At 50.0% G+C, this 25546-nt stretch carries 24 protein-coding genes and 1 pseudogene; 20 read left to right on the top strand and 5 right to left on the bottom strand.

Annotation, left to right across the window (positions count from 1 at the left end):
* Positions 1-378 precede the first annotated feature (378 nt).
* The 17 genes and pseudogenes from urtA (at position 379) to phaC (ending at position 17023) form a co-directional block, all read left to right on the top strand.
* Complete coding sequence (gene urtA, locus BIT28_RS21970) at positions 379-1656, top strand: urea ABC transporter substrate-binding protein (RefSeq protein WP_425439652.1); 1278 nt, start codon at positions 379-381, stop codon at positions 1654-1656.
* Between the two features lie 91 nt (positions 1657-1747).
* The gene (urtB, locus tag BIT28_RS21975; RefSeq protein WP_075767266.1) at positions 1748-3439 is read left to right on the top strand and encodes an urea ABC transporter permease subunit UrtB; all 1692 of its coding nucleotides are present in this window, start codon (positions 1748-1750) and stop codon (positions 3437-3439) included.
* A gap of 3 nt (positions 3440-3442) precedes the next feature.
* Positions 3443-4571, top strand: a pseudogene (gene urtC / locus BIT28_RS21980) (urea ABC transporter permease subunit UrtC).
* Entirely contained in the window at positions 4568-5461 is an 894-nt protein-coding gene (gene urtD, locus BIT28_RS21985; protein WP_083652059.1) for an urea ABC transporter ATP-binding protein UrtD, read from the top strand. The pseudogene urtC and the gene urtD overlap by 4 nt, the downstream one beginning before the upstream one ends.
* Complete coding sequence (gene urtE, locus BIT28_RS21990) at positions 5461-6156, top strand: urea ABC transporter ATP-binding subunit UrtE (protein ID WP_075767097.1); 696 nt, start codon at positions 5461-5463, stop codon at positions 6154-6156. The genes urtD and urtE overlap by 1 nt, the downstream gene beginning before the upstream one ends.
* Complete coding sequence (locus tag BIT28_RS21995) at positions 6153-7094, top strand: urease accessory protein UreD (protein ID WP_083652061.1); 942 nt, start codon at positions 6153-6155, stop codon at positions 7092-7094. The genes urtE and BIT28_RS21995 overlap by 4 nt, the downstream gene beginning before the upstream one ends.
* A gap of 82 nt (positions 7095-7176) precedes the next feature.
* Positions 7177-7479, top strand: a complete 303-nt coding sequence (gene ureA, locus BIT28_RS22000; RefSeq protein ID WP_075767098.1) for an urease subunit gamma — start codon at positions 7177-7179, stop codon at positions 7477-7479.
* Positions 7480-7487: 8 nt separating this feature from the next.
* Positions 7488-7874 carry an urease subunit beta gene (locus BIT28_RS22005; protein ID WP_075767099.1) on the top strand — a complete coding sequence of 129 codons (387 nt, stop codon included), beginning with the start codon at positions 7488-7490 and terminating at the stop codon, positions 7872-7874.
* Positions 7875-9578, top strand: a complete 1704-nt coding sequence (gene ureC, locus BIT28_RS22010; RefSeq protein WP_075767100.1) for an urease subunit alpha — start codon at positions 7875-7877, stop codon at positions 9576-9578.
* Positions 9579-9587: 9 nt separating this feature from the next.
* Complete coding sequence (gene ureE, locus BIT28_RS22015) at positions 9588-10097, top strand: urease accessory protein UreE (protein WP_075767101.1); 510 nt, start codon at positions 9588-9590, stop codon at positions 10095-10097.
* Between the two features lie 75 nt (positions 10098-10172).
* Positions 10173-10778 (top strand): HupE/UreJ family protein, encoded by a 606-nt coding sequence (locus BIT28_RS22020; RefSeq protein ID WP_075767102.1) that lies wholly within the window; start codon positions 10173-10175, stop codon positions 10776-10778.
* Positions 10779-10796: 18 nt separating this feature from the next.
* On the top strand, positions 10797-11480 hold the full coding sequence (locus BIT28_RS22025; protein WP_075767103.1) for an urease accessory protein UreF: 684 nt from the start codon (positions 10797-10799) through the stop codon (positions 11478-11480).
* Between the two features lie 10 nt (positions 11481-11490).
* Positions 11491-12114: an urease accessory protein UreG gene (ureG, locus tag BIT28_RS22030; RefSeq protein WP_075767104.1), complete on the top strand. Its 624-nt coding sequence runs from the start codon at positions 11491-11493 to the stop codon at positions 12112-12114.
* 603 nt (positions 12115-12717) lie between these two features.
* Positions 12718-13458, top strand: coding sequence for an SDR family oxidoreductase (locus BIT28_RS22035; protein WP_075767105.1), 741 nt, complete (start codon positions 12718-12720; stop codon positions 13456-13458).
* A 39-nt stretch (positions 13459-13497) separates the two neighbouring features.
* Positions 13498-14706, top strand: coding sequence for an acetyl-CoA C-acetyltransferase (locus BIT28_RS22040; RefSeq protein WP_075767106.1), 1209 nt, complete (start codon positions 13498-13500; stop codon positions 14704-14706).
* Positions 14707-14788: 82 nt separating this feature from the next.
* A complete protein-coding gene (locus BIT28_RS22045) occupies positions 14789-15136 on the top strand; it encodes a phasin family protein (protein ID WP_075767107.1) in 348 nt (115 codons plus the stop codon).
* Positions 15137-15202: 66 nt separating this feature from the next.
* Positions 15203-17023: a class I poly(R)-hydroxyalkanoic acid synthase gene (phaC, locus tag BIT28_RS22050; protein WP_075767108.1), complete on the top strand. Its 1821-nt coding sequence runs from the start codon at positions 15203-15205 to the stop codon at positions 17021-17023.
* Positions 17024-17097: 74 nt separating this feature from the next.
* Here phaC and BIT28_RS22055 read toward each other — a convergent pair whose 3' ends face one another.
* Genes BIT28_RS22055 through BIT28_RS22065 form a run of 3 tightly spaced genes read right to left on the bottom strand, consistent with a single transcriptional unit; the run spans position 17098 to position 19688 of the window.
* A complete protein-coding gene (locus BIT28_RS22055) occupies positions 17098-17781 on the bottom strand; it encodes a 3-oxoacid CoA-transferase subunit B (RefSeq protein ID WP_075767109.1) in 684 nt (227 codons plus the stop codon).
* Positions 17774-18436: a CoA transferase subunit A gene (locus BIT28_RS22060; protein WP_075767110.1), complete on the bottom strand. Its 663-nt coding sequence runs from the start codon at positions 18434-18436 to the stop codon at positions 17774-17776. The genes BIT28_RS22055 and BIT28_RS22060 overlap by 8 nt, the downstream gene beginning before the upstream one ends.
* A 37-nt stretch (positions 18437-18473) precedes the next feature.
* Positions 18474-19688: an acetyl-CoA C-acetyltransferase gene (locus BIT28_RS22065; RefSeq protein ID WP_075767111.1), complete on the bottom strand. Its 1215-nt coding sequence runs from the start codon at positions 19686-19688 to the stop codon at positions 18474-18476.
* A 200-nt stretch (positions 19689-19888) separates the two neighbouring features.
* Here BIT28_RS22065 and BIT28_RS22070 point away from each other — a divergent pair, with 200 nt between their 5' ends.
* Together BIT28_RS22070 and BIT28_RS22075 are read left to right on the top strand one after the other, a co-directional pair.
* A complete protein-coding gene (locus BIT28_RS22070; RefSeq protein WP_075767112.1) occupies positions 19889-20806 on the top strand; it encodes a TIM barrel protein in 918 nt (305 codons plus the stop codon).
* A gap of 5 nt (positions 20807-20811) precedes the next feature.
* Positions 20812-21561, top strand: a complete 750-nt coding sequence (locus BIT28_RS22075) for a sulfite exporter TauE/SafE family protein (protein WP_175577585.1) — start codon at positions 20812-20814, stop codon at positions 21559-21561.
* A 15-nt stretch (positions 21562-21576) separates the two neighbouring features.
* Here BIT28_RS22075 and BIT28_RS22080 read toward each other — a convergent pair whose 3' ends face one another.
* Positions 21577-22458 carry a LysR family transcriptional regulator gene (locus BIT28_RS22080; protein ID WP_075767113.1) on the bottom strand — a complete coding sequence of 294 codons (882 nt, stop codon included), beginning with the start codon at positions 22456-22458 and terminating at the stop codon, positions 21577-21579.
* A gap of 122 nt (positions 22459-22580) precedes the next feature.
* On the bottom strand, positions 22581-24023 hold the full coding sequence (locus BIT28_RS22085; protein WP_075767114.1) for a sugar porter family MFS transporter: 1443 nt from the start codon (positions 24021-24023) through the stop codon (positions 22581-22583).
* Between the two features lie 574 nt (positions 24024-24597).
* Between BIT28_RS22085 and iolE the strand changes: the two genes are divergently transcribed.
* Positions 24598-25491, top strand: coding sequence for a myo-inosose-2 dehydratase (iolE, locus tag BIT28_RS22095; RefSeq protein ID WP_075767116.1), 894 nt, complete (start codon positions 24598-24600; stop codon positions 25489-25491).
* Positions 25492-25546 lie beyond the last annotated feature (55 nt).

A 25546-nucleotide genomic window follows, 5' to 3' on the forward strand; every position in this document is an offset into this window, starting at 1 on the left:
ATAAGTAATGAATTGTCTGACTTAAAAAAATTGTTTTAGTTCATATCGCGGTTTTGACCGCTTATTCATTGTACAGCCAGTCCTGCCGGGAGCCTTTCTAGCGCACTGATGTGAATTATAGCGTATTCAGGGAGTTACATTTCTCCTCTAGTTGCTATTCCGGATGAAAGTACCAACATGGTGCACAAGAGAAGGGGCATTGCACCATACTAACATGTGTTTAGTGCACCAAATTGTATCATGACAAAACCCAGCTTATTTTAACTTGTTGATTTGTTAAGATTATATTGCCACTTTGAAAGTGGGTGCCCTTTTGGCCTGATGCTTGCTTTTTGTTGAATGGTTATTCACAAGGAGCTATTTAATATGTCAACCAAGATGTTTAAGAGTACATTCGCAGGTGTTGCAGTATCACTGGCCCTGTCATTCAATGCCACTGCGGCACAAGAAACGATTAAGGTTGGGGTGCTGCATTCCCTGTCGGGTACGATGGCAATCAGTGAAACCACGCTGAAAGATACGATTTTGATGCTGGTTGAAGAGCAGAACAAGAAAGGGGGCGTGCTGGGCAAGAAGCTGGAAGCAGTAGTCGTCGATCCTGCATCAAATTGGCCTCTGTTTGCAGAAAAAGCCCGTGAGTTAATAGAAAAAGAAAAAGTGGACGTGGTGTTCGGAGGCTGGACGTCTGTATCACGCAAGTCGATGTTGCCGGTATTCGAAGAGCTCAATAGTCTGCTGTTTTACCCAGTGCAATATGAAGGTGAAGAGTCCTCAAAAAATGTCTTCTATACCGGCGCAGCGCCTAACCAGCAGGCCATACCGGCTGTTGACTACCTGATGAATGAGTTGGAGGTTGAACGCTGGGTATTGGCCGGGACCGACTATGTCTATCCGCGAACCACTAATAAAATCCTTGAAGCCTATCTTGAATCGAAAGGTGTTGCCAAAAGCGACATCATGATCAATTACACCCCTTTTGGCCACTCTGACTGGCAGTCCATTGTATCCGATATCAAGAAATTCGGCTCGCAAGGCAAGAAAACAGCGGTGGTATCCACAATTAACGGTGATGCCAATGTGCCGTTTTACAAAGAGCTAGGTTCTCAAGGTGTGTCTGCTGAAGATATTCCCGTGGTTGCCTTCTCTGTTGGTGAGGAAGAGTTGTCGGGAATGGATACCTCACCTTTGGTGGGGCATCTGGCGGCATGGAACTATTTCATGAGCGTTGATACTGATGAAAATGCCGAGTTTGTGGAACAGTGGCAGCAATTCATCAAAGACGACGATCGCGTATCTAACGATCCGATGGAAGCCAGTTATATCGGTTTCAATATGTGGGTAGAGGCGGCTGAAAAAGCAGGGACGACCGACTCTGAAGCTATCCAGGAAGCCATTATTGGCGTGACTGTACCTAACCTGTCCGGCGGCTACGCGACAATGATGCCAAACCACCATATTACGAAACCTGTGTTGCTGGGCGAGATCCAGGACGACGGCCAATTCGAAGTGGTATGGGAAACCACAGGCTTAGTGGCCGGTGATGCCTGGTCAAACTTCCTCCCTGGCTCCAAAGACCTCTATGCCAGCTGGCTCAAACCCCTTGAGTGCGGCAGCTTCAACGTCGTTACCGGCAAGTGTGCCGGCGCTAAGCAATAACCGGTTTGACACATTAGTTCATTCCGGGCTCTGCACTTGTGGCTAGGCGAGTGCAGAGGCGTGTTTAACGGGTTTCTGGATGAGTACCATGATGACAATAAATAGATGGCGGCTGCCGATACAGGCAACGCCTTTATACCGATTTGTGCCCGCGACGTTGCTGGGCTTCGTATTAATGATTTTCTCCGCTATTTCAATTGCTGCAGGCAGTAGCCATGTAGCGTCATTTTCTGATGTCGAGGCTCAGTTGTCACAACGTAACTTCGCCAAAAAACAACAAGCCATCGAGTGGCTGGCTGAAACTCGTCACCCTGCGGCCAAGAAGATGCTAACCGGCTTGCTTGACGGCCAGGTTTTCTATCAGAAAAAGAGCAGGCAGTTGTTTTTGATCCCCGAGATGGCCGTAGGTAAGCAAGCAGTATCTATTGCTGATGAGCTAGAAGGCGAAGGGGCTGACGCTCAGGTGATCAGCAATAAGCGTGACTACAAGAAAGTTGCGCTGAATAACCGGCTGAGAAAAGCGATCCGTTTGGGTATAGCCCAGTTGGATTTAAGTGCTGACAGTGAGGAATTAAGACGGCAGGCAGCAAAAAGCCTGCAGGGAAATACAACCGATAGTGTGCAGAGTCTTGCAAGAAGTGCCTACCAGAGTGAATCATCACCAAAGGTGAAAGAGGAGTTGGCACTGGTGCTGGCAGTTGCCGATATCAACGCGACGGATCACGAAGATCGCGAGGCTGCGTTGGCTCTCCTGAGCAATTCTTTGGAGCCGGTGGTTTTTCAGGCCTTAAGTCATGCGCTTGATGTTGAGCTGGCTAAAGACAAGGGTAATGCCGAATTCATCGCCGGAATTGAGCGTGCATTAGATGACTATCAGCAGAGCCAGCGGATTTATAACACGGCAGAGACACTCTACTTTGGCTTGAGCTTGGGATCTGTATTGGTGCTGGCAGGGATTGGGTTGGCAATCACCTTTGGTGTGATGGGGGTGATCAACATGGCCCATGGCGAGTTGATCATGCTGGGGGCATATACCACCTACGTGATGCAGCAATTGATGCCGAACAATATTGGTTTGTCGCTGATCTTGTCGATCCCAGCGGCATTTGTCGTTTCCGGCCTGGTAGGCATTGTCATTGAGCGTGGCGTTATCCGCTTTTTGTACGGCAGGCCGCTGGAAACCTTGCTGGCTACATTCGGTATCAGCCTTATTCTGCAGCAGGCTGTTCGCAGTATTTTTTCCCCTCTAAACCGATCAGTTGCTACACCGGACTGGATGAGCGGGATGCTTGAAATCAATCCGATGCTCTCTCTTACCTATAACCGCCTGTATATCATTATTTTCTGTTTGCTGGTGTTTACTGCTTTGGTGTTTGTTCTCAAGAAGACGCCGCTCGGGCTTCAGGTGCGTGCTGTCTCCCAGAACCGGGCAATGGCACGGGCAATGGGAGTGCGTTCCGAATGGGTCGATGCCATGACATTCGGTCTTGGCTCAGGTGTTGCGGGCGTAGCTGGCGTGGCGCTGTCTCAGCTAACCAATGTCGGACCTAACATGGGGCAGAGCTACATTATCGATTCCTTCATGGTGGTGGTATTCGGTGGTGTCGGAAATTTATGGGGCACTTTGGTCGCAGGGGTAAGTCTCGGTATTTTCAACAAGGTACTGGAACCATGGGCCGGGGCGGTGCTGGCAAAAATACTGGTGCTGGTTTTCATCATTCTGTTTATCCAAAAACGACCGCGGGGCCTGTTTCCTCAGCGTGGCCGAGCGGTGGAGGGATAAGACATGCTTAAAACAATCTTAAAGGACGATCGCGGTGGGCAGTTGCTACTGAGCATGCTGCTGGTTGCTGGTTGCTGGATTCGTTATTCCGGCTCTAAATTTATTGGTGCCGCAGGGCCACTTTCTTCATGTCGAGACATACACAGTCACGCTGCTTGGCAAATACCTGACTTACGCCTTGCTGGCACTGGCTGTGGATCTGGTTTGGGGTTACCTCGGTATTTTGAGCCTTGGACACGGAGCTTTCTTTGCACTTGGCGGTTATGCCATGGGCATGTATCTGATGCGTCAGATTGGCGACCGCGGTGTCTATGGCGATCCTGTGTTGCCGGATTTCATGGTTTTCCTCAACTGGAAAGAATTGCCCTGGTTCTGGCATGGCTTTGATTTGTTCTGGTTTGCCTGCCTGATGGTGGTATTGGTTCCGGGTGTATTGGCGTGGGTGTTCGGTTATCTGGCTTTTCGTTCCCGGGTCTCGGGTGTGTACCTGTCAATCATGACTCAGGCACTGACGTTTGCTTTGATGCTGGCTTTTTTCCGCAATGAAATGGGGTTTGGCGGTAACAACGGCCTGACAGATTTCAAGGATCTTCTTGGCTTTAGCCTCCAGGCGGACAGCACTCGGATTGCTTTGTTTATTGCCTCGGTAGCCGCACTAATCGCGGGCTATCTAATTTGTCGGGCGGTGATATCCAGCCGACTGGGTAAAGTTGCCGTTGCAACCCGGGATGCCGAGTCACGGGTACGTTTTATTGGGTACAACGTCGATCAATTCAAGCTGTGGATCTTTGTGCTGTCAGCAGTACTGGCCGGTATTGCCGGTGCCTTGTATGTGCCGCAGGTTGGCATTATCAACCCCGGGGAGTTTGCGCCACTCAACTCGATTGAAATCGTCGTGTGGGTAGCGCTGGGTGGTCGGGCAACCTTGTTCGGCGCCATCGTCGGTGCCTTGCTTATCAACTATGCCAAGAGCTGGTTCACCATCGAATTCCCCGAAGTCTGGCTATTTGCGTTAGGTAGCTTGTTTGTACTGGCGACACTGTTTTTGCCTAAAGGCGTTACCGGATTTTTCTCTGATTCATTCGCTCGCAAGTCCTCTCGCTCTTCGTCTCGCAAGGAGGCCGCATTATGACCACGATTCCTCAACAGCTTTCGCCCGAGAAGCTGGATCAGTCTCATTGGTTGCCGGTGCAGTTTCGTAATTCGGTAAAGAACTTTGTTCGCCGGGATCAGGTTTTTGATTTTCTCAAACCGCAACAGCATCCCTTGCTCGATACCCGCCACAACATCTTGTTGTATCTCGAAGGGGTAACCAAGTCATTTGACGGGTTCAAGGCGATCAACGATCTGAACCTGTATATCAAGGAAGGAGAGCTGCGCTGCATTATCGGCCCGAATGGTGCCGGGAAGACCACCATGATGGACATCATTACCGGTAAGACCCAGCCTGATGAAGGGCAGGTCTGGCTGGGCTCCAATATCAACCTGCTGCAAATGGACGAAGCCGAGATAGCCAATGCCGGTGTCGGCCGGAAGTTCCAGAAACCGACAGTGTTTGAGTGCCTGTCGGTGTGGCAAAACCTGGAACTGGCGATGGCCGGGGAGCGTAGTGTATGGCGTGTATTTCGAGCCAGTCTGAACGGGGAGCAGCGCGACGAGCTAAACCGGGTATTGACTCTCATTGGCCTTGAAGATCATGCCAACCTGTTGGCAGGTAACTTGTTCCACGGTCAGAAGCAGTGGCTGGAGATCGGTATGTTGCTGATGCAGAAACCTAAGCTGTTGCTGGTGGATGAACCTGTCGCGGGGATGACCCATCAGGAAATGGATCGAACGGCAGAGTTGCTGACATCACTGGCCGGGGCTCATTCGGTGGTGGTGGTTGAGCATGATATGGATTTTGTGCGCTCCATTGCCAGTAGGGTGTCTGTTTTGCATCAGGGCCACATGCTGGCCGAAGGCTCGATGAGCGAGGTGCAGTCTGATCCACGTGTCAAAGAAGTCTATTTGGGAGAGTCGTGATGCTGGAAATCAAAGGACTGAATCAATTTTACGGCGAGAGCCATACCTTGTGGGATTTGGATATCAGCATTCCCGAGGGGAAGTGCACGGTACTGATGGGACGCAACGGGGTAGGGAAAACGACCTTGCTACAGTGTGTGATGGGGTTGTTGCCGGTCAAGAGCGGTGAGATCGTGCTGCAGGGGAAAGATATCAGCAAATTGTCGGCAGAAAGTCGTCCCCGTCATGGTATTGGGTATGTACCTCAGGGGCGACAGATTTTTCCGTTGCTGAGTGTTGAAGAGAACCTGCAGATCGGCCTGCCTATTCGTGCCAAGGGCGATCGCAAAATTCCCGAGTTTATCTACGAGCTTTTCCCGGTGCTGAAAGAGATGCTCCATCGTCGCGGTGGAGACTTGAGCGGGGGACAGCAACAGCAATTGGCTATCGCCCGGGCACTGGTCGTCAACCCGAGCTTGCTGATACTGGACGAACCGACTGAGGGGATCCAGCCCAATATCGTCCAGGAAATTGGCGACATTATTCGCCGGTTAAATCACGAGTTGGGACTCACAGTTTTGCTGGTTGAACAAAAGCTGCCTTTTGCACGAAAAGTCGGTGACAACTTTTGTTTGCTTGATCGTGGGCGGGCTGTTGCCAAGGGAGAAATGGCCAGCCTTAACGACAAACTGATCAAGGAGTATCTGACTGTATGACGGCAATCCATAACAGCATAGAGATAAAGTCTCCGTTAACCAATATTGCTTCAATCACACCCAAACCTTTGCCTGACGATCTTGAATCGCAGCAGGGGTGGCGGGCGCGGTTGGAACTGGGCTTTTCGGCAAGTGCCACCAGAACGGTATTGAAGCACCGCAAGCAGGTCGGTCCGCTCGCTGTTCAGCGCCCGCTATATCCTGAAGGCGATGTTTGTCACACGTACTTGCTTCATCCCCCCGGCGGTGTTGTCGGTGGAGACAAGCTTTCAATTTCTGCCCGTTCAGAGATTGATGCCAAGGCATTAATCACCACGCCCGGCGCGACCAAGTTTTATCGCTCTTCGGGAAAATACGCCTATCAGCGTCAGCATCTCTCGGTAGAAGCCGGCGCCATGCTTGAGTGGCTGCCGCAGGAGAATATCTATTTTCCGGAAGCGCGAGTCAGGCTGGATACCGAAATCGACGTAGAGCCCGGAGGCCGATTTATTGGCTGGGAAATGCACTGTTTTGGGCGACCTGCACTAAAAGAGGGCTTTACCAGTGGGAGTGTCGTTGGTTGTACTCAGTTCAGGATTGGAAATGAGCTGATTATTGCAGAGCAACTGAATGTACAGGGCGCTGATCAGCACCAGCAAAGTGCAGGCCTGCGGGGCAATCCGATGTTGGGCACCATGATAGTGACTGAATCTGACGAGCCCTTGCTCAATATGGTACAGACCTTGCTTTGTGACTATCAGGAATACTTATTGGAAAACAAGGTAGTAGCTGGTGTGACTGAAGTAACGGACAGCAGCGGTGAGCACAGGGTGATGATCGTCAGGGCGATGGGAGAAGGTACAGAGCCAATGATGGCGCTCTTTACCCGGGTTTGGCTGTCAGTGAGACAGTCTTGGTCAGGTACTACCCCGAGTGCCCCCAGGATTTGGGCGACCTGATCACTTACTCCTTATCTTGATGATACTCAGATGAGTGCTCGGAATATTACCTGGATGACAGTCGGGTTTGCTGGAGGAATAGATGGAATTAACACCCAGAGAAAAGGATAAGTTGCTGATTTTTACTGCAGCGTTATTGGCAGAACGGCGCCGGGATAAAGGGTTGAAGCTCAACTATCCAGAGTCGGTGGCCTTGATCAGTGCTGCGATTATGGAAGGTGCCAGAGAAGGAAGAACCGTTGCTGAGCTGATGGATTTAGGCCGGACGATATTGTCTTCAGGCGAGGTGATGGAAGGTGTCGCAGCAATGATCAACGACGTTCAGGTAGAAGCGACGTTTCCTGACGGTACCAAGCTGGTAACCGTCCATGATCCGATTGTGTGAGGTGAGTGATGTCAGACAATCAACAAGACGTGTCCCGCGCGTTGATCCCCGGCGAACTCCAATGTGCCGAGGGCGAGATCGAACTGAATGTGGGTAAACCTGTACTGACGGTGTCGGTGGCTAACTTGGGGGATCGACCGATACAGATTGGTTCCCATTACCATTTCTTTGAAGCCAATGAGGCGCTGGAATTTGAGCGCGAGGCTACGCTGGGTTACCGACTCAATATTGCTGCAGGTACGGCTACCCGTTTTGAACCCGGGCAGTCACGAACGGTAGAGCTGGTGAGTTTTGGCGGCACCCAGACTATTTACGGCTTTCAGGGCAAGGTCATGGGATCTGTTGGGCAGCCCGCCTTGGTTATAGAACCTGACTGCAGGGAGGCAGAGGAATAAATGGCGAGGATTTCAAGGCAAGCCTACGGTGAAATGTTTGGCCCGACTGTTGGTGATAGGTTGCGTCTGGCTGATACCGAGCTATGGCTGGAGGTTGAGAAAGACTATACCCGTTACGGCGATGAGGTGAAGTTTGGTGGTGGTAAAGTCATCCGTGACGGAATGGGGCAGAGTCAACTGCCGTCGTCGTTCACACCAGATTTAGTGATCACCAACGCCGTTATTCTCGATTATTGGGGGATAGTCAAAGCCGATGTGGCAGTCAAAGATGGCCGTATCAGCGCCATTGGCAAGGCGGGAAACCCGGATGTTCAGTCTGGCGTCGATATCGTGATTGGCCCGGGTACAGAAATCCTGGCGGGTGAGGGCGCTATTCTGACTGCCGGAGGCATCGATTCCCATATTCACTTTATCTGCCCACAGCAGATTGAAGAGGCTCTATGTTCGGGGATCACCACCATGCTCGGTGGTGGCACAGGACCGGCGACAGGCACCAATGCCACGACCTGTACACCAGGTCCGTGGAATATTCACCGGATGCTTGAAGCGCTGGATACTTTTCCTATGAACTTTGGCCTGCTCGGCAAAGGGAATGCCAGCCTGCCTGAAGCGCTGCATGAACAGGTTGAGGCCGGAGCTATCGGCCTGAAGCTCCATGAAGACTGGGGAACTACGCCAGCTTCGATTGATAATTGCATGACGGTAGCCGAAGATACAGACGTTCAGGTTGCTATCCATACCGACACGTTAAACGAATCTGGCTTTGTCGAGTCAACCTTGGCTGCGATCGGTGAGCGAGTGATCCATACCTACCATACCGAAGGTGCCGGTGGCGGTCATGCGCCTGATATTATCCGCGCCTGCGGTGAATCAAATGTTCTGCCTTCATCGACCAACCCGACCCGGCCCTATACGGTCAATACCGTTGATGAGCATCTGGACATGCTGATGGTCTGCCACCACCTTTCGCCTTCGATTGCAGAAGATGTTGCCTTTGCCGAATCCCGGATCCGGCGGGAGACCATTGCTGCCGAAGATATTCTTCATGATTTGGGGGCGTTCTCGATGATTGCTTCCGATTCTCAGGCGATGGGACGAGTCGGCGAGGTGATCACGCGTACCTGGCAGACGGCTCATAAGATGAAAGTTCAGCGTGGCAGCCTGTCGCAGGATACAAGCTATAGCGACAATTATCGCCTCAAACGCTATATCGCCAAATACACCATTAACCCGGCAATTACCCACGGTATCGCTCATGAAGTCGGCTCCATCGAGATAGGAAAGCTTGCCGATTTAGTGCTTTGGAAGCCTGCTTTTTTCGGAATAAAGCCAAGCACCATCATCAAGGGTGGCATGATTGCTGCCGCCCCAATGGGCGATCCGAATGCGTCGATCCCAACGCCACAGCCTGTGCATTATCGGTCGATGTTTGGCAGCTACGGCAAAGCCAGCCAAAACACGTCGATGCTGTTTGTTTCGGCATCGGCGAAGTCAGCTGGCATTGATGAACAGCTTGGTTTGCAAAGTTTGATTGGCATCGCCAAAGGGTGTCGCACCATAACCAAGAGCGACATGGTGCTGAATGACTGGCAACCCAATATTGAGGTTGATTCACAGACCTACCAGGTACGTGCCGACGGTGAGCTGCTGGTGTGTGAGCCAGCAGAGGTATTGCCGATGGCGCAGCGTTATTTTTTATTTTGAGGATCACTGATGATTGTTCTAACTCAGATTTTGACAGCACAGGAGTCAGCATCATTAACCGGTAGCATAACGCTTAGCCTGCCAATTGACTCAAGGATTAAAAGCCGTCTGAAGGTCAAGCTGGACGATGGCAGAGAAGCCGGGCTGTTTTTACCACGCGGCAAGATCCTGCGAAACGGCGATTTGTTGCGAAGCGAGCAGGGAGTGTTGGTCAGGGTACTGGCAGCCGAAGAGGCCGTATCTACTGTCTACTGTTCCGACCCGCATCTTATGGCGCGGGTTTGCTATCACCTGGGTAACCGCCACGTTCCGCTTCAGATAGAGCCTGACTGGGTGCGATATCAGCATGACCATGTGCTGGACGAGATGGTCGTAGGATTGGGGGCCGAAGTGACGGCGGAAACGGCTCCGTTCGAGCCCGAGGCCGGTGCCTATGGTGGTGCAAGTAGTGGGCACTCACATGCTGAACATAGCCATGGACACCAACACTCTGATGAACACCGCCACCATAGCCATTAAACCGATAGTGGCTAAGGCAAGATATCAATAACAGATAAAGCATGAAGCTTGATAACAATAGCGAAAGGAAAAGATATGGTTAAATTAATTCATACCCGCTCACTAGTATCATCTGGATCTGCAGCACTATTGCTGGCCTCTGGTTCGGCTATGGCTCACAGCGGTCATGGCACACTAGAAAGCGGGCTGTTCTCTTCTTTTGTCTCCGGCATCACCCACCCGATCACCGGATTAGATCATCTGGTAATGTTAGTGGGGGTGGGGCTGATTGCCGCCCAGTATAAACAGAGACACCAACAAGTGCGTATCGTGCTGGCAGCACTGTTCAGTATGCTGCTCGGTCTTGGTTTTGGAGCGCTGTCGGGCTTTGCAACAGGTATTGAAACGATGATTCTGGCTTCCGTGTTTGTTGGATCTGTTGCCGTGTATAGCCGTCAGCGAGCAGGGAGTAATAGCTGGTCAGTCGTACTGTCTGTACTGGCAGTTGTTGCTGTGATGTTCCATGGCTGGGCACATGGACTTGAGGCTTCAGCTTCCGGCTTGGCTGCTTTTGCTCCCGGCATGCTGGTAGGCGCCGGCCTGTTAGCCATGAGTGGTTACAAGCTAGGCCAGTACCTTAACCCTAAGTGGCAGAGTGCCCTGCTGGCGATGAGCGGTGCTTTACTGGCACTTGCTAGCTAATTTGCATGGCAGGTGATTATGCCCAATACCAGACATCTATTACCGGACTTTCGCCTTTATCAGCTAATGAGCCCCTCATTACCGATTGGTGCATTTACCTATTCGCAGGGGCTTGAATGGGCAATAGAGAAAGGTTGGGTGACCAATCAGGAAAGCCTCCAGCTCTGGCTGGCAGATGTACTTCACCATAGCCTGGTAACACTGGAACTGCCTATCTTATCTCGTTTGTACATAGCCTATGAACAGCATGATCTACCCGCAGTAACCCACTGGAATCATTGGTTATATGTTAATCGTGAAACCAAGGAGTTACGTCTGGAAGAGCAGCAGAGAGGGAAGGCGACAGCAAGATTACTCGCGCAACTGGGCGAGCCGTTTCCTGCCCATGATCTGACCTGTGCCGAGGCTAGCCAGCTGGCGGGCTTTGCGTTGGCGGCGAACCACTGGGGGATTGAATCTGCAGCGTTAAATGCCGGTTATCTCTGGAGCTGGCTCGAAAATGCGACGATGGCCGGGGTGAAGCTTATCCCGCTGGGCCAGAGTGCCGGACAACAGATATTGCTGTCGATGTCCCAGTTGCTGCCAGAAGCCCTGATAGCCTCACAACAGGTCCTGGACCATGAAATTGGTAGTTTTACACCGGCGCAGGCGATAGCCAGCAGCCAGCATGAGACTCAATACACCAGACTTTACCGATCTTAGGGAAATAACCATGACAGAATACAAATCACCATTACGGATTGGCGTAGGCGGCCCGGTAGGGTCGGGAAAGACAGCATTATTAGAGATACTGTGTAAAACCATTCGGGATAAGTACAACATCGCCGTGGTGACTAATGATATCTACACCCAGGAAGATGCCAAGATCCTGACCCGTGCGGAGGCACTGGATGCAGACCGAATCATAGGTGTCGAGACTGGCGGCTGTCCTCATACGGCAATTCGGGAAGATGCCTCGATGAACTTGGCGGCGGTCGAAGAGCTGGCAGTAAGGCACAAGAGCCTTGATGTGGTCTTTATCGAGAGCGGCGGCGATAACCTGAGTGCGACTTTCAGCCCTGAGCTGGCCGATTTGACGATTTATGTCATTGATGTCGCCGAAGGGGAGAAGATTCCGAGAAAAGGAGGCCCGGGTATTACCCGGTCGGACTTGCTCGTAATAAACAAGATCGATTTGGCTCCGTATGTTGGTGCGTCGCTGGAAGTCATGGATCAAGATACGAAGCGAATGCGGCCTAATAAGCCCTATGTATTCACTAATTTAAAAGAAGGGAAAGGATTGCCGGAAATAATCGACTTCATAGTGACACAAGGCATGCTTGATAATTGTTCGTAAAACAGAGTAATGACAGAATAAAAAGCTGGGGGAATTTCGCCCGGCTTTTTATTTTTTTATAGAGATCTAAAATTTTTTTGAAATGATAGTTGCCAGAAATGTAATTAACAATTTAATTGGTAATCGATATTATTTAAATACCCATCAATAATCGCTATTTTATGCTGCCCGTTATTGTGCAGTTATGCATATAAGTAGTGCAACTTTTCAATTATTTCATTTCGTTTGTTACTCAATTCTATTATTTAAAGCTAAATAGAACCTTTCTATCTACTTGGCATTGTTAATGCATCATATATGTAACATATCAACAATATTTATCGCTGAAATGGTTACATCGGTCAAGTGTGATTCTATGCAGGAATATTGGTACGACCATTGATGCAGTGTGTTGATATTGCTATGTGCGTGTGTTCTTATAATATTCATGCAACATAAAGGTCACGGAACTGTCGTTTTCGACCGCTACGATGCAACAACAGATTTGGAAAGAAAAACTGAGAATCAGTTTGGTTGGTTAGTGCCCTTGTTTAGATTTTGATAATTATATCATTTAATTCAAGGTTATATGGCAGCATCAATGATGGAATGGAGTCTTCTGTAATGAGTAAAAAAGCATTAGTAACTGGTGCGAAAGGTGGTATTGGTTCTTCAATTACAACTGCTTTGGTTGAAGCGGGGTATCGAGTAATTGCAACATACTTCCCGAACGGAGAAACCAAAGCGAAAGAATGGTTCAAAGAGAATAATTATTCAGAAGATCAGGTTAGGCTATACCCTCTAGATGTTACGGATACGGCATACTGCGAAGAGGCTTTGGCAACATTGCTGAAAGAAGAGGGTAACATTGATGTGTTGGTTAATAATGCTGGTATAACGCGTGATACGACATTTAAGCGAATGACAGCAGAACAATGGAATGAAGTTATTTCAACAAACTTAAATAGCTTGTTTAATGTAACTCACCCATTATTTGCTTCAATGTGTGAGCACGGCAATGCCCGTATTATTAATATCTCTTCAGTTAATGGGTTGAAAGGTCAGTTTGGTCAGACAAATTATTCAGCAGCGAAAGCGGGAATGATTGGTTTTACTAAAGCGCTGGCTGCTGAAGGTGCACGTTCTGGTGTAACTGTAAATGCCATTGCCCCGGGTTATACCGGCACACCAATGGTGGAAGCAATTAAGCCGGAAGTACTCGATGCTATTAAAGCTGAAATTCCAATGAAGCGTCTTGCTGCACCTGGCGAAGTGGCTGCAGCGGTAACCTTCCTCGCAAGTGATGCTGCAGCATATATTACAGGCGAGACATTGTCTGTGAACGGCGGTTTGTACATGCATTAACGGTTGGTTTAGATTTTTTTTAATAAGGACGCTTAAAAAATGACTAAAGTTTTTATTGTAGCTGCAAAACGTACTCCTCTTGGTAGCTTTAATGGCGCACTAAAATCAGTGCCGGCTGCTCAGCTTGCTGCTGTCGCGATCAAAGCGGCTATCAAGGATGCCAAGGTTGATCCTGCCCATCTGGATGAAGTGATTCTTGGCAATGTGGTAGGAGCGGGCCAGGGCATGGGGCCCGGGCGTCAGGCTGCGATATACGCCGATATTCCACAGGAAGTTCCGGCTTACAGCCTGAATATGGTTTGTGGTAGTGGTATGAAAGCGGTAATGGATGCAGCTTCTCACATCAAAGCCGGCGATGCCGACCTTGTTGTCGCGGCAGGTGCGGAAAACATGTCACAAATTCCATTCTGTCTACCAGCGAAAATTCGTGATGGCCAGAAAATGGGTGGTCTTGAAATGTCTGACCTGCTGATTTCTGATGGCCTGACAGATGTCTTCAATAATTACCACATGGGTGTAACGGCCGAGAACGTTGTTGCAAAAGTTGGCCTGAACCGTGAGCAACAAGATAACTTTGCACTTGCCAGCCAGCAGAAGGCGGTAGCAGCCATTGAGCAGGGCAAGTTTGCCGAAGAGATTATACCTGTAGAAGTCACTGTCCGTCGTAAGACAAATGTTGTCGATACCGACGAATACCCTAAAGCCGATGCCACTATCGAAGGGTTGGCTAAACTGCGCGCCGCATTCAAGAAAGAAGGTGGCTCGGTGACTGCCGGTAATGCCTCGGGGATTAATGATGGTGCCAGCGCCATTATTGTTGCCTCGGAAGCGGCTGTTGAGAAATATGGCCTGACTCCACTGGCTGAAATCGAAAGCTATGCCCAGGCTGGTGTTGCACCGGAAATCATGGGTCTCGGTCCGGTACCGGCAGTCGTGAAAGCACTGGACAAGGCCGAGCTGAAAATCGGCGATGTCGGTTTATTCGAATTCAATGAAGCGTTCGCTGGTCAGGCACTGGGTGTGCTGCACGAGCTGGCGGACGAGTTGGATACTCAGGTTGAAGATTTAGCTGAGCGTTCAAACGTAAATGGTGGTGCGATTGCACTGGGTCACCCGCTGGGTGCATCAGGTAACCGTATCATTGTTAGCCTTCTACATGAAATGCGCCGTCGTGGTACAGAGCATGGCCTTGCCACGTTGTGTGTCGGTGGTGGTATGGGTACGGCAATCGTACTGAAGAGCGTTTAACTGAAAGTGTTTCGGATTGTACCCGGATACAGCATGGCCCGGGTACGTCACTCATTACTTTGTTTAATTGAAGGAAATAGCTATGTATACGGAAATGTTTAAATCTTTCTCCGAGCAGACTGAAAAATCTTTTGCACCATATGTAAAGTTCAACAAGCTGTTCACCAAGAACGTTGAAGAGCTAACTGAGCTTCAGCTAGCAGCTGTTCGTGCCTATAGCGAACTGGGTCTTTCTCAGCTCAAAGCTGTTAGCGAAGTTAAAGACGTACAGTCTTTCGCTGCATTCAACAGCCAGCAGCTTGAAACGCTGACTAAGCTTTCTCAGCAGCTAATCGACGATAGCAACAAGTTCAATGCTGTTGCTCAAACGTTCAAGACTGAAGTTGAAGAGCTAGTGGCTGAAAATGTTAAGCAGGCTACGCCAGTATAAGTGAAATGACCACTCAGCCGCCCCTCTCGTGGGCGGCTTTTTAGTCCAAATACAGAGGTCATTGTAATGAACTATAACTTCTTTACGGACTACTTTGCCAAGCTCCAGGATATGAACCAGATGTGGTGGAAAGAGCTGGATTCCGGCAAAGCAGCCATAAATACTCCCCTTAATAAAGCGCTCAATGAATTAAACTTGGACGATACTGCCGAGTTAATCGAAAAAGCCGCAGCGCAACCAGCCGTGCTTGCCAAAGTGCAGCTAGACTGGTGGGAAAACCAAATGAAGATCTGGCAGAACGTCACCATGAAAACCGGTGATGAGTCCGATCTTGTTAAGCCCGAAAAAGATGACAAGCGTTTCAGTGATCCTGCCTGGGAAAATGAAGCGTTTTATAATTATATCAAGCAGTCCTATTTGCTCTTTAGCAATACGATGAAAGACACCATCGACTCGATAGAAGGACTGGATGAAAAAGCCAAAGAACGCCTTGGCTTTTTCTCGCGTCAGGCCATCAATGCCTTGTCGCCAACCAACTTTATTACCACCAACCCAGAGCTTGCCAAGCTAACGGTTGAAACGAACGGGGAAAACCTCGTTAAGGGTATGGAGTTGCTTCAGGAAGACATGCAGGCCAGTGCCGACGTGTTGAAAATCCGCATGACGAACGATAATGCTTTCCAGCTGGGCGAGAATGTTGCCAATACAGCTGGTGATGTTGTGTTCAAGAATGACTTGTTTGAACTGATTCAATACAAGCCGTTGACGGAAAAAGTGAATGCGACGCCGCTTCTGATCGTTCCGCCGTTTATCAACAAGTACTATATTCTGGATCTTCGCGAGAAGAACTCCATGGTACGTTGGCTGGTTGAGCAGGGGCATACTGTATTCATGATGTCCTGGCGTAATCCTGATGCCAGCATGGTCGATGTCGATTTCGAAAACTACGTGCTCGATGGCGTAGTGAAAGCTGTGGATGTGGTAGAAGATATCAGCGGTGAGAAGCAGATTAACGTTGCCGGTTATTGTATCGGCGGTACTTTGCTGGCCGTTGCCTTGGCGTATTATTCGGCCAAGCGGATGCGTAACCGTATCAAGTCTGCTTCCTTCTTCACGACATTGCTGGATTTCTCTCAGCCGGGTGAAATCGGGGCATATATTAACGATCCGATCATCTCTGCGATAGAAGCTCAGAATGAAGCGAAAGGGTACATGGATGGGCGCTCGTTGAGTGTTACTTTCAGTCTGCTGCGTGAAAACAGTCTGTACTGGAACTACTACATCAATAATTACCTCAAGGGTAATAGTCCGATCGACTTCGATTTGCTTTACTGGAACGGTGACAGTACCAATGTCGCGGTAGCCTGTCATAGCACTCTGCTGCGTCAGTTCTATCTTGAGAACAAGCTGACCGATCCGAAAGGCTATAAAGTTGGTGGCGTGTACATTGATCTGGCAAAGATCAAGGTGCCGACCTACTTTATCTCGACACAGGAAGATCATATTGCCCTGTGGCAGGGAACCTTCCGTGGGTCGCAGATGCTTAACGGCAAATCAACGTTTGTTCTTGGTGAATCCGGGCACATTGCCGGAATCGTTAACCATCCGGCCAAGAATAAGTATGGTTTCTGGACCAACAGCAAGAAGGTTGCGGATGCAGAGGCATGGCTTGAGTCTGCCAAACGCCAGGATGGCTCCTGGTGGGGACACTGGAATACATGGTTAGCTGATTTCGAGTCGGCAGAGCCGATTGATGCCCGTCAGGCAGGAAGTGCAACCTATCCGGCGATAGCCAATGCACCGGGTAATTATGTGTTGCAGACGTTACCGATTGAGGTATCGAATGCTGTCGAACAGCATCACCAGAAGGCAAGCCAGGAAGCTTAATCCTTCCTTTGCCACAATTAAAAAGCCAGCAGGTTATCTGCTGGCTTTATTCGGTTTTACCGGAAAAATGTGGGTTACAAATCTTCTGGTAGCGCCATCGTGGTTAATGATGGTGAGATAAATAGCGGGGCCTCAGTCGTCGCCTGAATTTCATTAATGGTGGTCTCCGGTGCTATCTCAACAAGCTCCATCCCCCTGTCAGTGAGCTTGATGACCCCAAGCTCGGTGATAATCAAATCGACCTGATTGGTGGCGGTCAGAGGTAAAGAACACTGCTTGAGCAGCTTAGGGTTGCCTTTAACAGTATGCTCCATGGCCACGATGACTTTCTGGGCACCAACTACCAGATCCATTGCTCCCCCCATGCCCGGTACCATCTTGCCCGGAATGATCCAGTTGGCGAGATTACCCTGCTGATCGACCTGAAGGGCACCCAGCACGGTGACATCGACGTGGCCGCCACGAATAATGGTAAAGGAATCGGCGCTGTTGAAGTAGCAGGCTCCTGTGGTTGCCGTAATTGGCTGACCGCCTGCATTGACCAGATCCGGGTCAATATTGTGTTCGTCTGGCATCTCGCCGATTCCGATAAGGCCATTTTCTGCTTGCAGCAGAATCTCAATATCACTGGTAACTTCATTGGCAACCAGCGACGGAAGACCGATACCGAGGTTAACGACATCGCCGTCGTGTAGCTCCTGGGCGACCCGCCAGGCAATCATTCGTCTGATCTGGTGTTTGTCTCGTTGCTTAGCCATGGTTGCTCTCTCCCTGATAGATGTGATCGACGTATAGTCCCGGTGTATGAACAGCTTCTGGCTCTATGTGTCCGGCATCGACCAGCTTTTCCGCTTCGACAATGACGGTATTTGCGGCTGTTGCCATCAGCGGGTTGAAGTTCTGTGTGGTTCGCTTGTAGAAGACATTGCCTTTGGTATCGACAACTGAGCCCCGGATCAGGGCCAGATCGGCACGGATTGGTTTTTCGAGTAGGAAGTCAGTCCCGTCAATATTGATGACCTGCTTGCCTTCGGCAACAAGCGTGCCGAGACCGGTAGGGGTGAGAACACCGCCAAGGCCCGCTCCGCCAGCCCGGATACGTTCGGCCAGGCTGCCTTGTGGTACCAGCTCGACATCCAGTGTGCCAGCATTCATCTGGTTACCTGTTTCGGGGTTCAGACCGATATGGGAGGCGTAGAGCTTGGAAACACGTTTTGCCTTGATTAGTCGCCCGGAGCCTGTTTCAGGCGTACCGGTATCGGTGCTGATCAGCGTGATGTTGCTGATATTGTTTTCAAGTAATAGGTCAATCAGGCCTTCCGGTGCCCCGTTGGCCATAAAGCCACCGATCATGATGGTCATATTGTCATGCAGCAGCTCGGCAATGTCTGACTTTGAAATGGATTTTTTCATTGTCTGATCCTTATATTTCTTTGAGTTAGGGACACAGTTAGGCTTGCTGGCAGCGTTTGATAATTACCGCTGTTCCCATTCCGCCACCGATGCAAAGAGCAGCCAGCCCATATTGAAGATTCTGGCGTTCTAGCTGGTAGAGCAGCGTGGTGAGGATCCGGTTACCCGACGCGCCGAGAGGGTGTCCAAGCGCGATGGCTCCACCGCTCAAATTGGCTCTGTCGGTGATCCATGCCTCGGAGGCGTCATGCTGCTCGGAGAGTTGCTTGATAACGCCAAGTGCTTGTGCGGCAAAGGCTTCATTGAGTTCAAAACAATCGATGTCAGACAGGGACATGTTGGCCTTCTGCAGCGCATTGGCGATAGCCGGAACCGGCCCTAATCCCATGACCTGGGGAGACACGCCTGCCTGTCCGTATTCAATCACTTCAGCAATAGGTTGGAGCTGGTAGCGTTCCACAGCCGCTCTAGAGGCCAAAATAAGTGCCGATGCGCCATCATTAATACCGGAGGCATTACCCGCCGTTACACTGCCGTCTTGTTTGAATGCCGGACGGAGGGCTTGCAGACCTTCCTTGGATGCATTGGCTTTCGGGTATTCATCCAGTTCAACCATGTACTGTTTTCGGCGTGACACAACAGAGACAGGTTCTATTTCATCGCGGAAGAAACCGGCTTCTTGCGCGGCTACCGCTTTTTGTTGACTGGCAAGGGCGAAGTCGTCTTGCTGCTCTCGGGAAATGCCAAGTTGGGTTGCAATGTTTTCGGCGGTGATCCCCATGTGATATTGATTAAACACATCCGTCAGCCCGTCTTTGATGATGCTGTCGTCAAGGTTTAAGTTACCCATTCTGACGCCGGTTCGGACCTTGGACGGAGCAACAAAAGGTGCCTGGGACATACTTTCCATTCCGCAGGCCATTACAATTTCTGCATCGCCTGCACGAATGTGGCTGGCAGCATCCATCACTGTTTTCATGCCACTACCGCAAATCATATTGAGGGTATAGGCAGGTACGGTCTCCGATATGCCTGCTGCAATGGCAGCTTGTCGGCCCGGCCCCATTCCTATACCGGCACTGAGTACATTACCGACAATCACCTCGTCGATAAGGCTGGGGTCAAGTTGACACTGGTTTAATGCCCCGCGCATGGCTGTTGCACCAAGCTCTGGTGCTGAGAGAGGAGAGAGCGAGCCATTAAAGCTACCGATGGGGGTACGCTTGGCAGCAATGATATAGAGAGGTTCCATAGACTTATATCCTGTCAAAGTGCTTTTCAGTATGGATTCAGTCTACGAGTGAGTGAAGTGCGAGCGTTATAGCCAAAGATTCAAAACCGTTTTGCATATATGCAATACCAAGGTGGGCTATGCATCACGTATTTTCTGGGCACTTCATTCTAGGCTATGAATAATTTCTCAGTTTTATGAATGATAAGAAGGGTATACCTATGAGTAACTTAATTGCATGTGCGCCATGCTGCTGGGGGGTAGAGTCTGCCGACAACCCCTATAACCCCTCCTGGATGGATGTGTTGTCTGAAGCCAAGCAGGCACGGTTTGTCGGTACCGAGCTCGGGCCATATGGGTATTTGCCGCTGGAGGCCGATACGCTCAATACTGCTTTGCACCTAAAAGGGCTGGAAGTGTGTGCCGGTACTATTTTTGAGCCGCTGTCAGACGCGGAAAAGCAGGCTGATATTTTAGAAAAAACTGAGCAGCTTTGTACGTTGCTTCAGCAAATTGGTACTGAAAGGCTGGTGGTTATCGACTGCGTGAATGATATTCGCAGCCACTATGCCGGTGTTAGTGACGAAGCTCCGCGTTTGGATGATGCCCGTTGGACGCAGATGATGGAGACGATCCGCAAGATCAGCAACATCGCCAAACAACATCAGATACGGGCTGTCGTGCATCCTCACGCCGGTGGTTATATCGAATATCAGGATGAGATCGAGCGCATGCTGGCGGATCTTTCTCATGATGAAGTCGGATTGTGCCTTGATACCGGTCATCTTTATTATGCCGGTATGGATCCCGCAACCAGTCTGGTGAAATATGCCGAGCGTCTAGATTACGTGCACTTCAAAGATGTCGATGCAGCGAAACTCTATCAGGCCGTCGAGAAAAGAGTTGGGTTCTGGCAGGCCTGTGCAGACGGGGTGATGTGCCCACTTGGAGAGGGGGCGGTTAACTACGATGAAGTCAGTAAGGCTTTGCAGGAAATTGGTTATAAGGGCTGGATTGCCGTTGAGCAGGAAAGGGATCCTCGCCAAGCCGCAACAACCCTGCCTGATTTGAAGAAGAGCCGAAAATTCCTGGTAGACAAAGGTTTTGTCGCGAGCTATTCAGGTAAGTACGAGAACTGATAACAATGATAGTGACCGATCCTTGGTTTTATCTTACTGCCGTACCTGCTGTATTGATATACGGGATCGGTAAGGGTGGCTTGGGCGGCGCTCTGGGGATTATTGCTGTTCCCCTGATGGCGCTGGTCGTTTCGCCTACTCAGGCCGCTGCTATCTTATTGCCCATATTGTGTGTAATGGATTTCTTTGCCGTAAAACAACACTATAGGAACGCAGATTACGCTGTATTAAAAAGAATGCTGCCAGGATCGCTGCTTGGGATCTTATTGGCAGGACTATTTTTGAGCGTGACACCGGAAGCAGGCCTGAAGCTGCTTATCGGTGGTTTGTCGCTGCTGTTTTGCGTTCAGTATATATTGCAGCGTGAGGCGTCTCAGCAATCGGCCGGAGCTGTTGGTGCCTGGTGGTGGAGTTCACTGGGAGGTTTTTCAAGTACGGCAATCCATGCTGGTGGCGGCCCTGCCAGTATTTATCTGCTACCGCTTCGGCTCGACAAGATCACCCTCATCGCTACGATGGCCGTATTGTTTGCCATTATCAACCTGTTTAAGCTTATTCCTTACGCAATGCTCGGAGAGTTCGATACCACAAACCTGATGACCGCGATGGTGTTGGTTCCACTGGCACCTGTCGGCGTATACATGGGGGTCTGGTTGTTACATCGTGTCAGTCAGGAATGGGTGTATCGGCTGTGCTATATATTTCTGTTTGTCTCCGGGGTTAAGCTGTTTGCAGATGGCTATCTGACCCTCTGACCCTCTGACCCTTGGCTATTGCAGTAAATGTTCCTTAAAGTGATTAGCCACGGCTGAAGCACTTGTGACTGGATGATAGTAGAGGTTCAGGCTCCAGATGCTGGTCTCGAACTCATCCAGTAATGGTATTAGCCGTCCGTCAAGAATTTCAGACTCGACAATAAAGGCTGGTAGATACGCAATACCGGCTCCCATCTTTGCGCTTTGCAACAATAAGTCGCTGTCATTGACTTCGAGCGACTTAGGCACTTTGACAATCTGACTCTCACCATTTCGGGTAAAAATCCAGTCATTGCTGCCTGTGAGGGTGGTCGCGAACAGGCATTGGTGTTTGGCCAAATCTGCCGGGACATCAGGGGCTGGGTGTCGCGCCAGGTAAGCCGGGGAGGCAACGACAATAAACGGGCTCTGCATGATTTCGCGGCGCACAAGATGGAGATCTTTTTCCCGGTATCCCTGATAGCAGGCATTGGCACTGATCACCAAGTCACTTTCACCTATATGATCCAGCGCCCAGGGGGTGACGTTGATACTGAAGGTAACGTCGCTGTTTTCGGCCATATACTGGCTGATTTTCTCCATCAGGTAGTGGTTGGCATACACCGGGGTACAGGCAATATTGAGGTGACCTTTGTCGTGGTGCTGAAAGTCTTGCAGGGTACGGCAAAGGTGCTCGGCATTGTCGACCATAGGAGAAAACTCGTCGAATAGCTTTTGCCCGGCCGGTGTGGGAGTCAGCAGGCGGTTACTACGACGGCAAAGTGTCATTCCGAAACTCTGTTCCAGCTCTTGCAGCCAGCGGCTGCCAGCAGAGACTGATACTTTGAACTTGCGCGCAGCGGCTGAGATCGAGCCGGTTCTTACGACATAAACGAAGAAAGCCATTTTATCTAGCATGCCTGTTTCCTCCTGCTGACTGTGTTTAGATAGGGGGGGAGATTGTGCTTAGATTCATGTACGCGATAGTAAATAGGCCTATCATGTTTGATAGGCCTGTATGGGGTGATAGCAAGGAGCGATTAAGCGTTGGCTTCTACAGTTTGAGCAGACACTTTCTTGCCCAGCTTTTTGGCCATTGCCTCTTCCATTTTTTCAAGGCTAACGCCTTTGGTTTCAGGCACGAATTTCACCACAATGACCATACAAATCAGTGAAAGCACGCCGAATAGCCAGAAACTGAACGCACCGTTGAAGTTCTCCTGCAGGAAGGCATTCTCGTTGAGCATAGGGAACGACTGAGTAACGATAAAGCCAGTGAACCATTGTGCGCCAACGGCAATTGCCATTGCGCGGGAACGGATGCTGTTCGGGAAAATCTCTGAAATCATTGTCCAGCATGCACAACCCCACGAGGTTGCGTAAGAGACCACATACAGACATAGCGCGAACAGGGCAGCATAGCCTTCAGTCTGCTGGTACAACACGTACCCGACAATGAACATACCGAAGGCACAGCCAAAGGTACCGTATTTCATCAGTGGCAGACGGCCAACCTTGTCAATCAGGTACATACCCAGCGCGTTACCCAGAATGAAGACCACACCGACAAAGGTAGTCTGGAACAGGGCGTTTTCAGTACCACCGGCAATTGGTTTTAGAATTTCCGGTGTGTAGTACATGATGACGTTGATACCGGTTAGCTGCTGGGCGGCAGCAACAAAAGTACCGATAAGCAAAATCGCGAACAGAAGCGGTGAGCGCAGGCTGACCTTATTTTTGTTGGAAGAGCGGCTCTCTTTGAGTGAATCCTGGATTTCGGTAATCAGGCGATCGGCATGTTCAGCGTTAGAAATGCGGGACAGGGTTTCTTTGGCTTTATCTAGTTTGCCCTTGAGCACCAGCCAGCGAGGTGATTCGGGGATCATGAACAGTAAGGCGGCGAACAATAGTGCAGGAATGATTTCCGAACCGAGCATCCAGCGCCAGCCCAAGTCAACCAGCCACTCTTCGGTCATACCCTTGGCAATCAGGTAGTTGACATAGAACACACCGGTCTGGCCGATAACAGCTGACTGCTGGAACATACTGACCGCACGGCCGCGAAAGTCTTTTGGCGCAACCTCAGACATATACATCGGAGATACCACACAGGCCAAACCGACAGCGACACCGCCTACGATGCGAAGCATAACGTAGATAGTGAAGGTGGGGGCTATTGCAGAGCCAACTGCGGATATCGAGAAAAGGATAGCGGCGATAAAGAGGGTATTGCGGCGACCATATTTCAGGGCGCTCCAGCCGGCGCTGACGGCACCGAGTATACTGCCGAGTACGACGCTGGATACGGCCCAGCCTGTTTGTGCAGGGCTTAAGCCGAAATAATCGCGGATCGGGCCGATGGCACCTGATATAACGGCTGTATCGTAGCCCAGTAAGATCCCTCCTAAGGCTGCAATACAGCAGATCCTGACAATATAGGCGATGTTATGTTTATGGGACAATGCCCCTTGGTTGGGTGACATGTTCTACTCCTTGTTGAGGTACCCGCCTCGTGCCTAACCATCGAATAAGCGTGATTTGGGTGGTATCCGATACCGCTATGACTGTAGGGGATTTGTATCGGAATGTGTCATACGCCGGCTATTTTTTAGTATTTGTAAATGTATATTGAAAAATATTTTCCATTCGGCGTTGAGAGGAATCATAGGGCTTCAAAATCAATCCCGCCACCGTCTAAACCGTCTTTTCCTCAAAAATGTTACCTTGCTCAAATTGTGATAAATATTTTTCAAACTAGATTTTGAGCTTAAGTTGTTGAATTGTAGATAATAATTGTTTTTGTGATCTTGCTCAAAAAATAGCCGCAGACCGCGTATTTCCTCACTTTTTTCAAAAAAATGCTTGTATTTGAAATTGATTTCATTGGTTGAAAAATATTTTTCATTCTCGGTTTGTTCGTTTATATTGATTTCCAGTGAAGCAAAGTGGTGAAGATTGAACGGCTTATTTTGAGGTTGCCCAAGAGACACCGATGAATGGGGCAGAGGAATCAATCTCATCTTCCTAATACTTGATAAGAAATTGTGGAGAACAAACATGAGCAAGGTGCAATACGGAATCAGCCCTTTGACCTGGACTAACGATGACATGCCAGAGCTTGGCGGTGAAATCCCATTGGAAACATGTTTGAGCGAAATGTCAGAAGCCGGTTTTACCGGTACCGAACTAGGGACGAAATACCCGAGAGAGCCAGAGGTATTGATCCCTCTGCTTGAAAAACACGGCCTGGTACTGGCGTCTGGCTGGTTCAGCGGCAACCTGATGACGCTGACGGCTGAAGAAGAAATCGCAGCCATGCAGGACCATATAAAGTTGCTTAAAGCGGCTGGTTGTAAAGCAATGGTCTACGGCGAAGTGAGCAATACCGTTCACGGTGACATCAACACACCGCTTTCGCAGCGTGTGATCCTGACAATGGACGAATGGAAAGCGTATGCCGAGAAGCTCACCAAGGTCGCTGAGTACCTGTTGAACGAGCATGATATCAAGCTTTCGTTTCACCACCATGTCGGCACCATCTGCGAAACAGAAGATGACATCAATTTGCTGATGGAGCTAACCGGTGATGCCGTACATCTTACTCTCGATACCGGCCATATCACTTACGGTGGTGGTAACCCGGTCACAATGATCAAGCGTTGGGGCCACCGTATCGGCCACATGCACTTTAAAGATCTTCGCCTGGACGTGATGAAGGCAGCACGCGATGCAGACAAATCATTCCTTAATGCAGTTCTTGATGGTGTATTTACCGTTCCTGGTACCGGCGACGTTGATTATGACGATGTATTCGCTGCACTGAAAGAGCGTAACTACGAAGGCTGGCTATTGGTTGAAGCCGAGCAGGATCCTGCCAAGGCCCATCCGCTGACGTATGCCAAGACAGCTTACGAGAACATCACAGGCTACGCCAATAAGTACGGCCTGTAAGTTCTAACGATTCAGTCCTTCCGGGGGGGGATGCTCCCCGGTTTAAACACTGGCT

Source organism: Photobacterium proteolyticum (genome assembly GCF_001939735.1).
Classification (GTDB): Bacteria; Pseudomonadota; Gammaproteobacteria; order Enterobacterales; family Vibrionaceae; genus Photobacterium; species Photobacterium proteolyticum.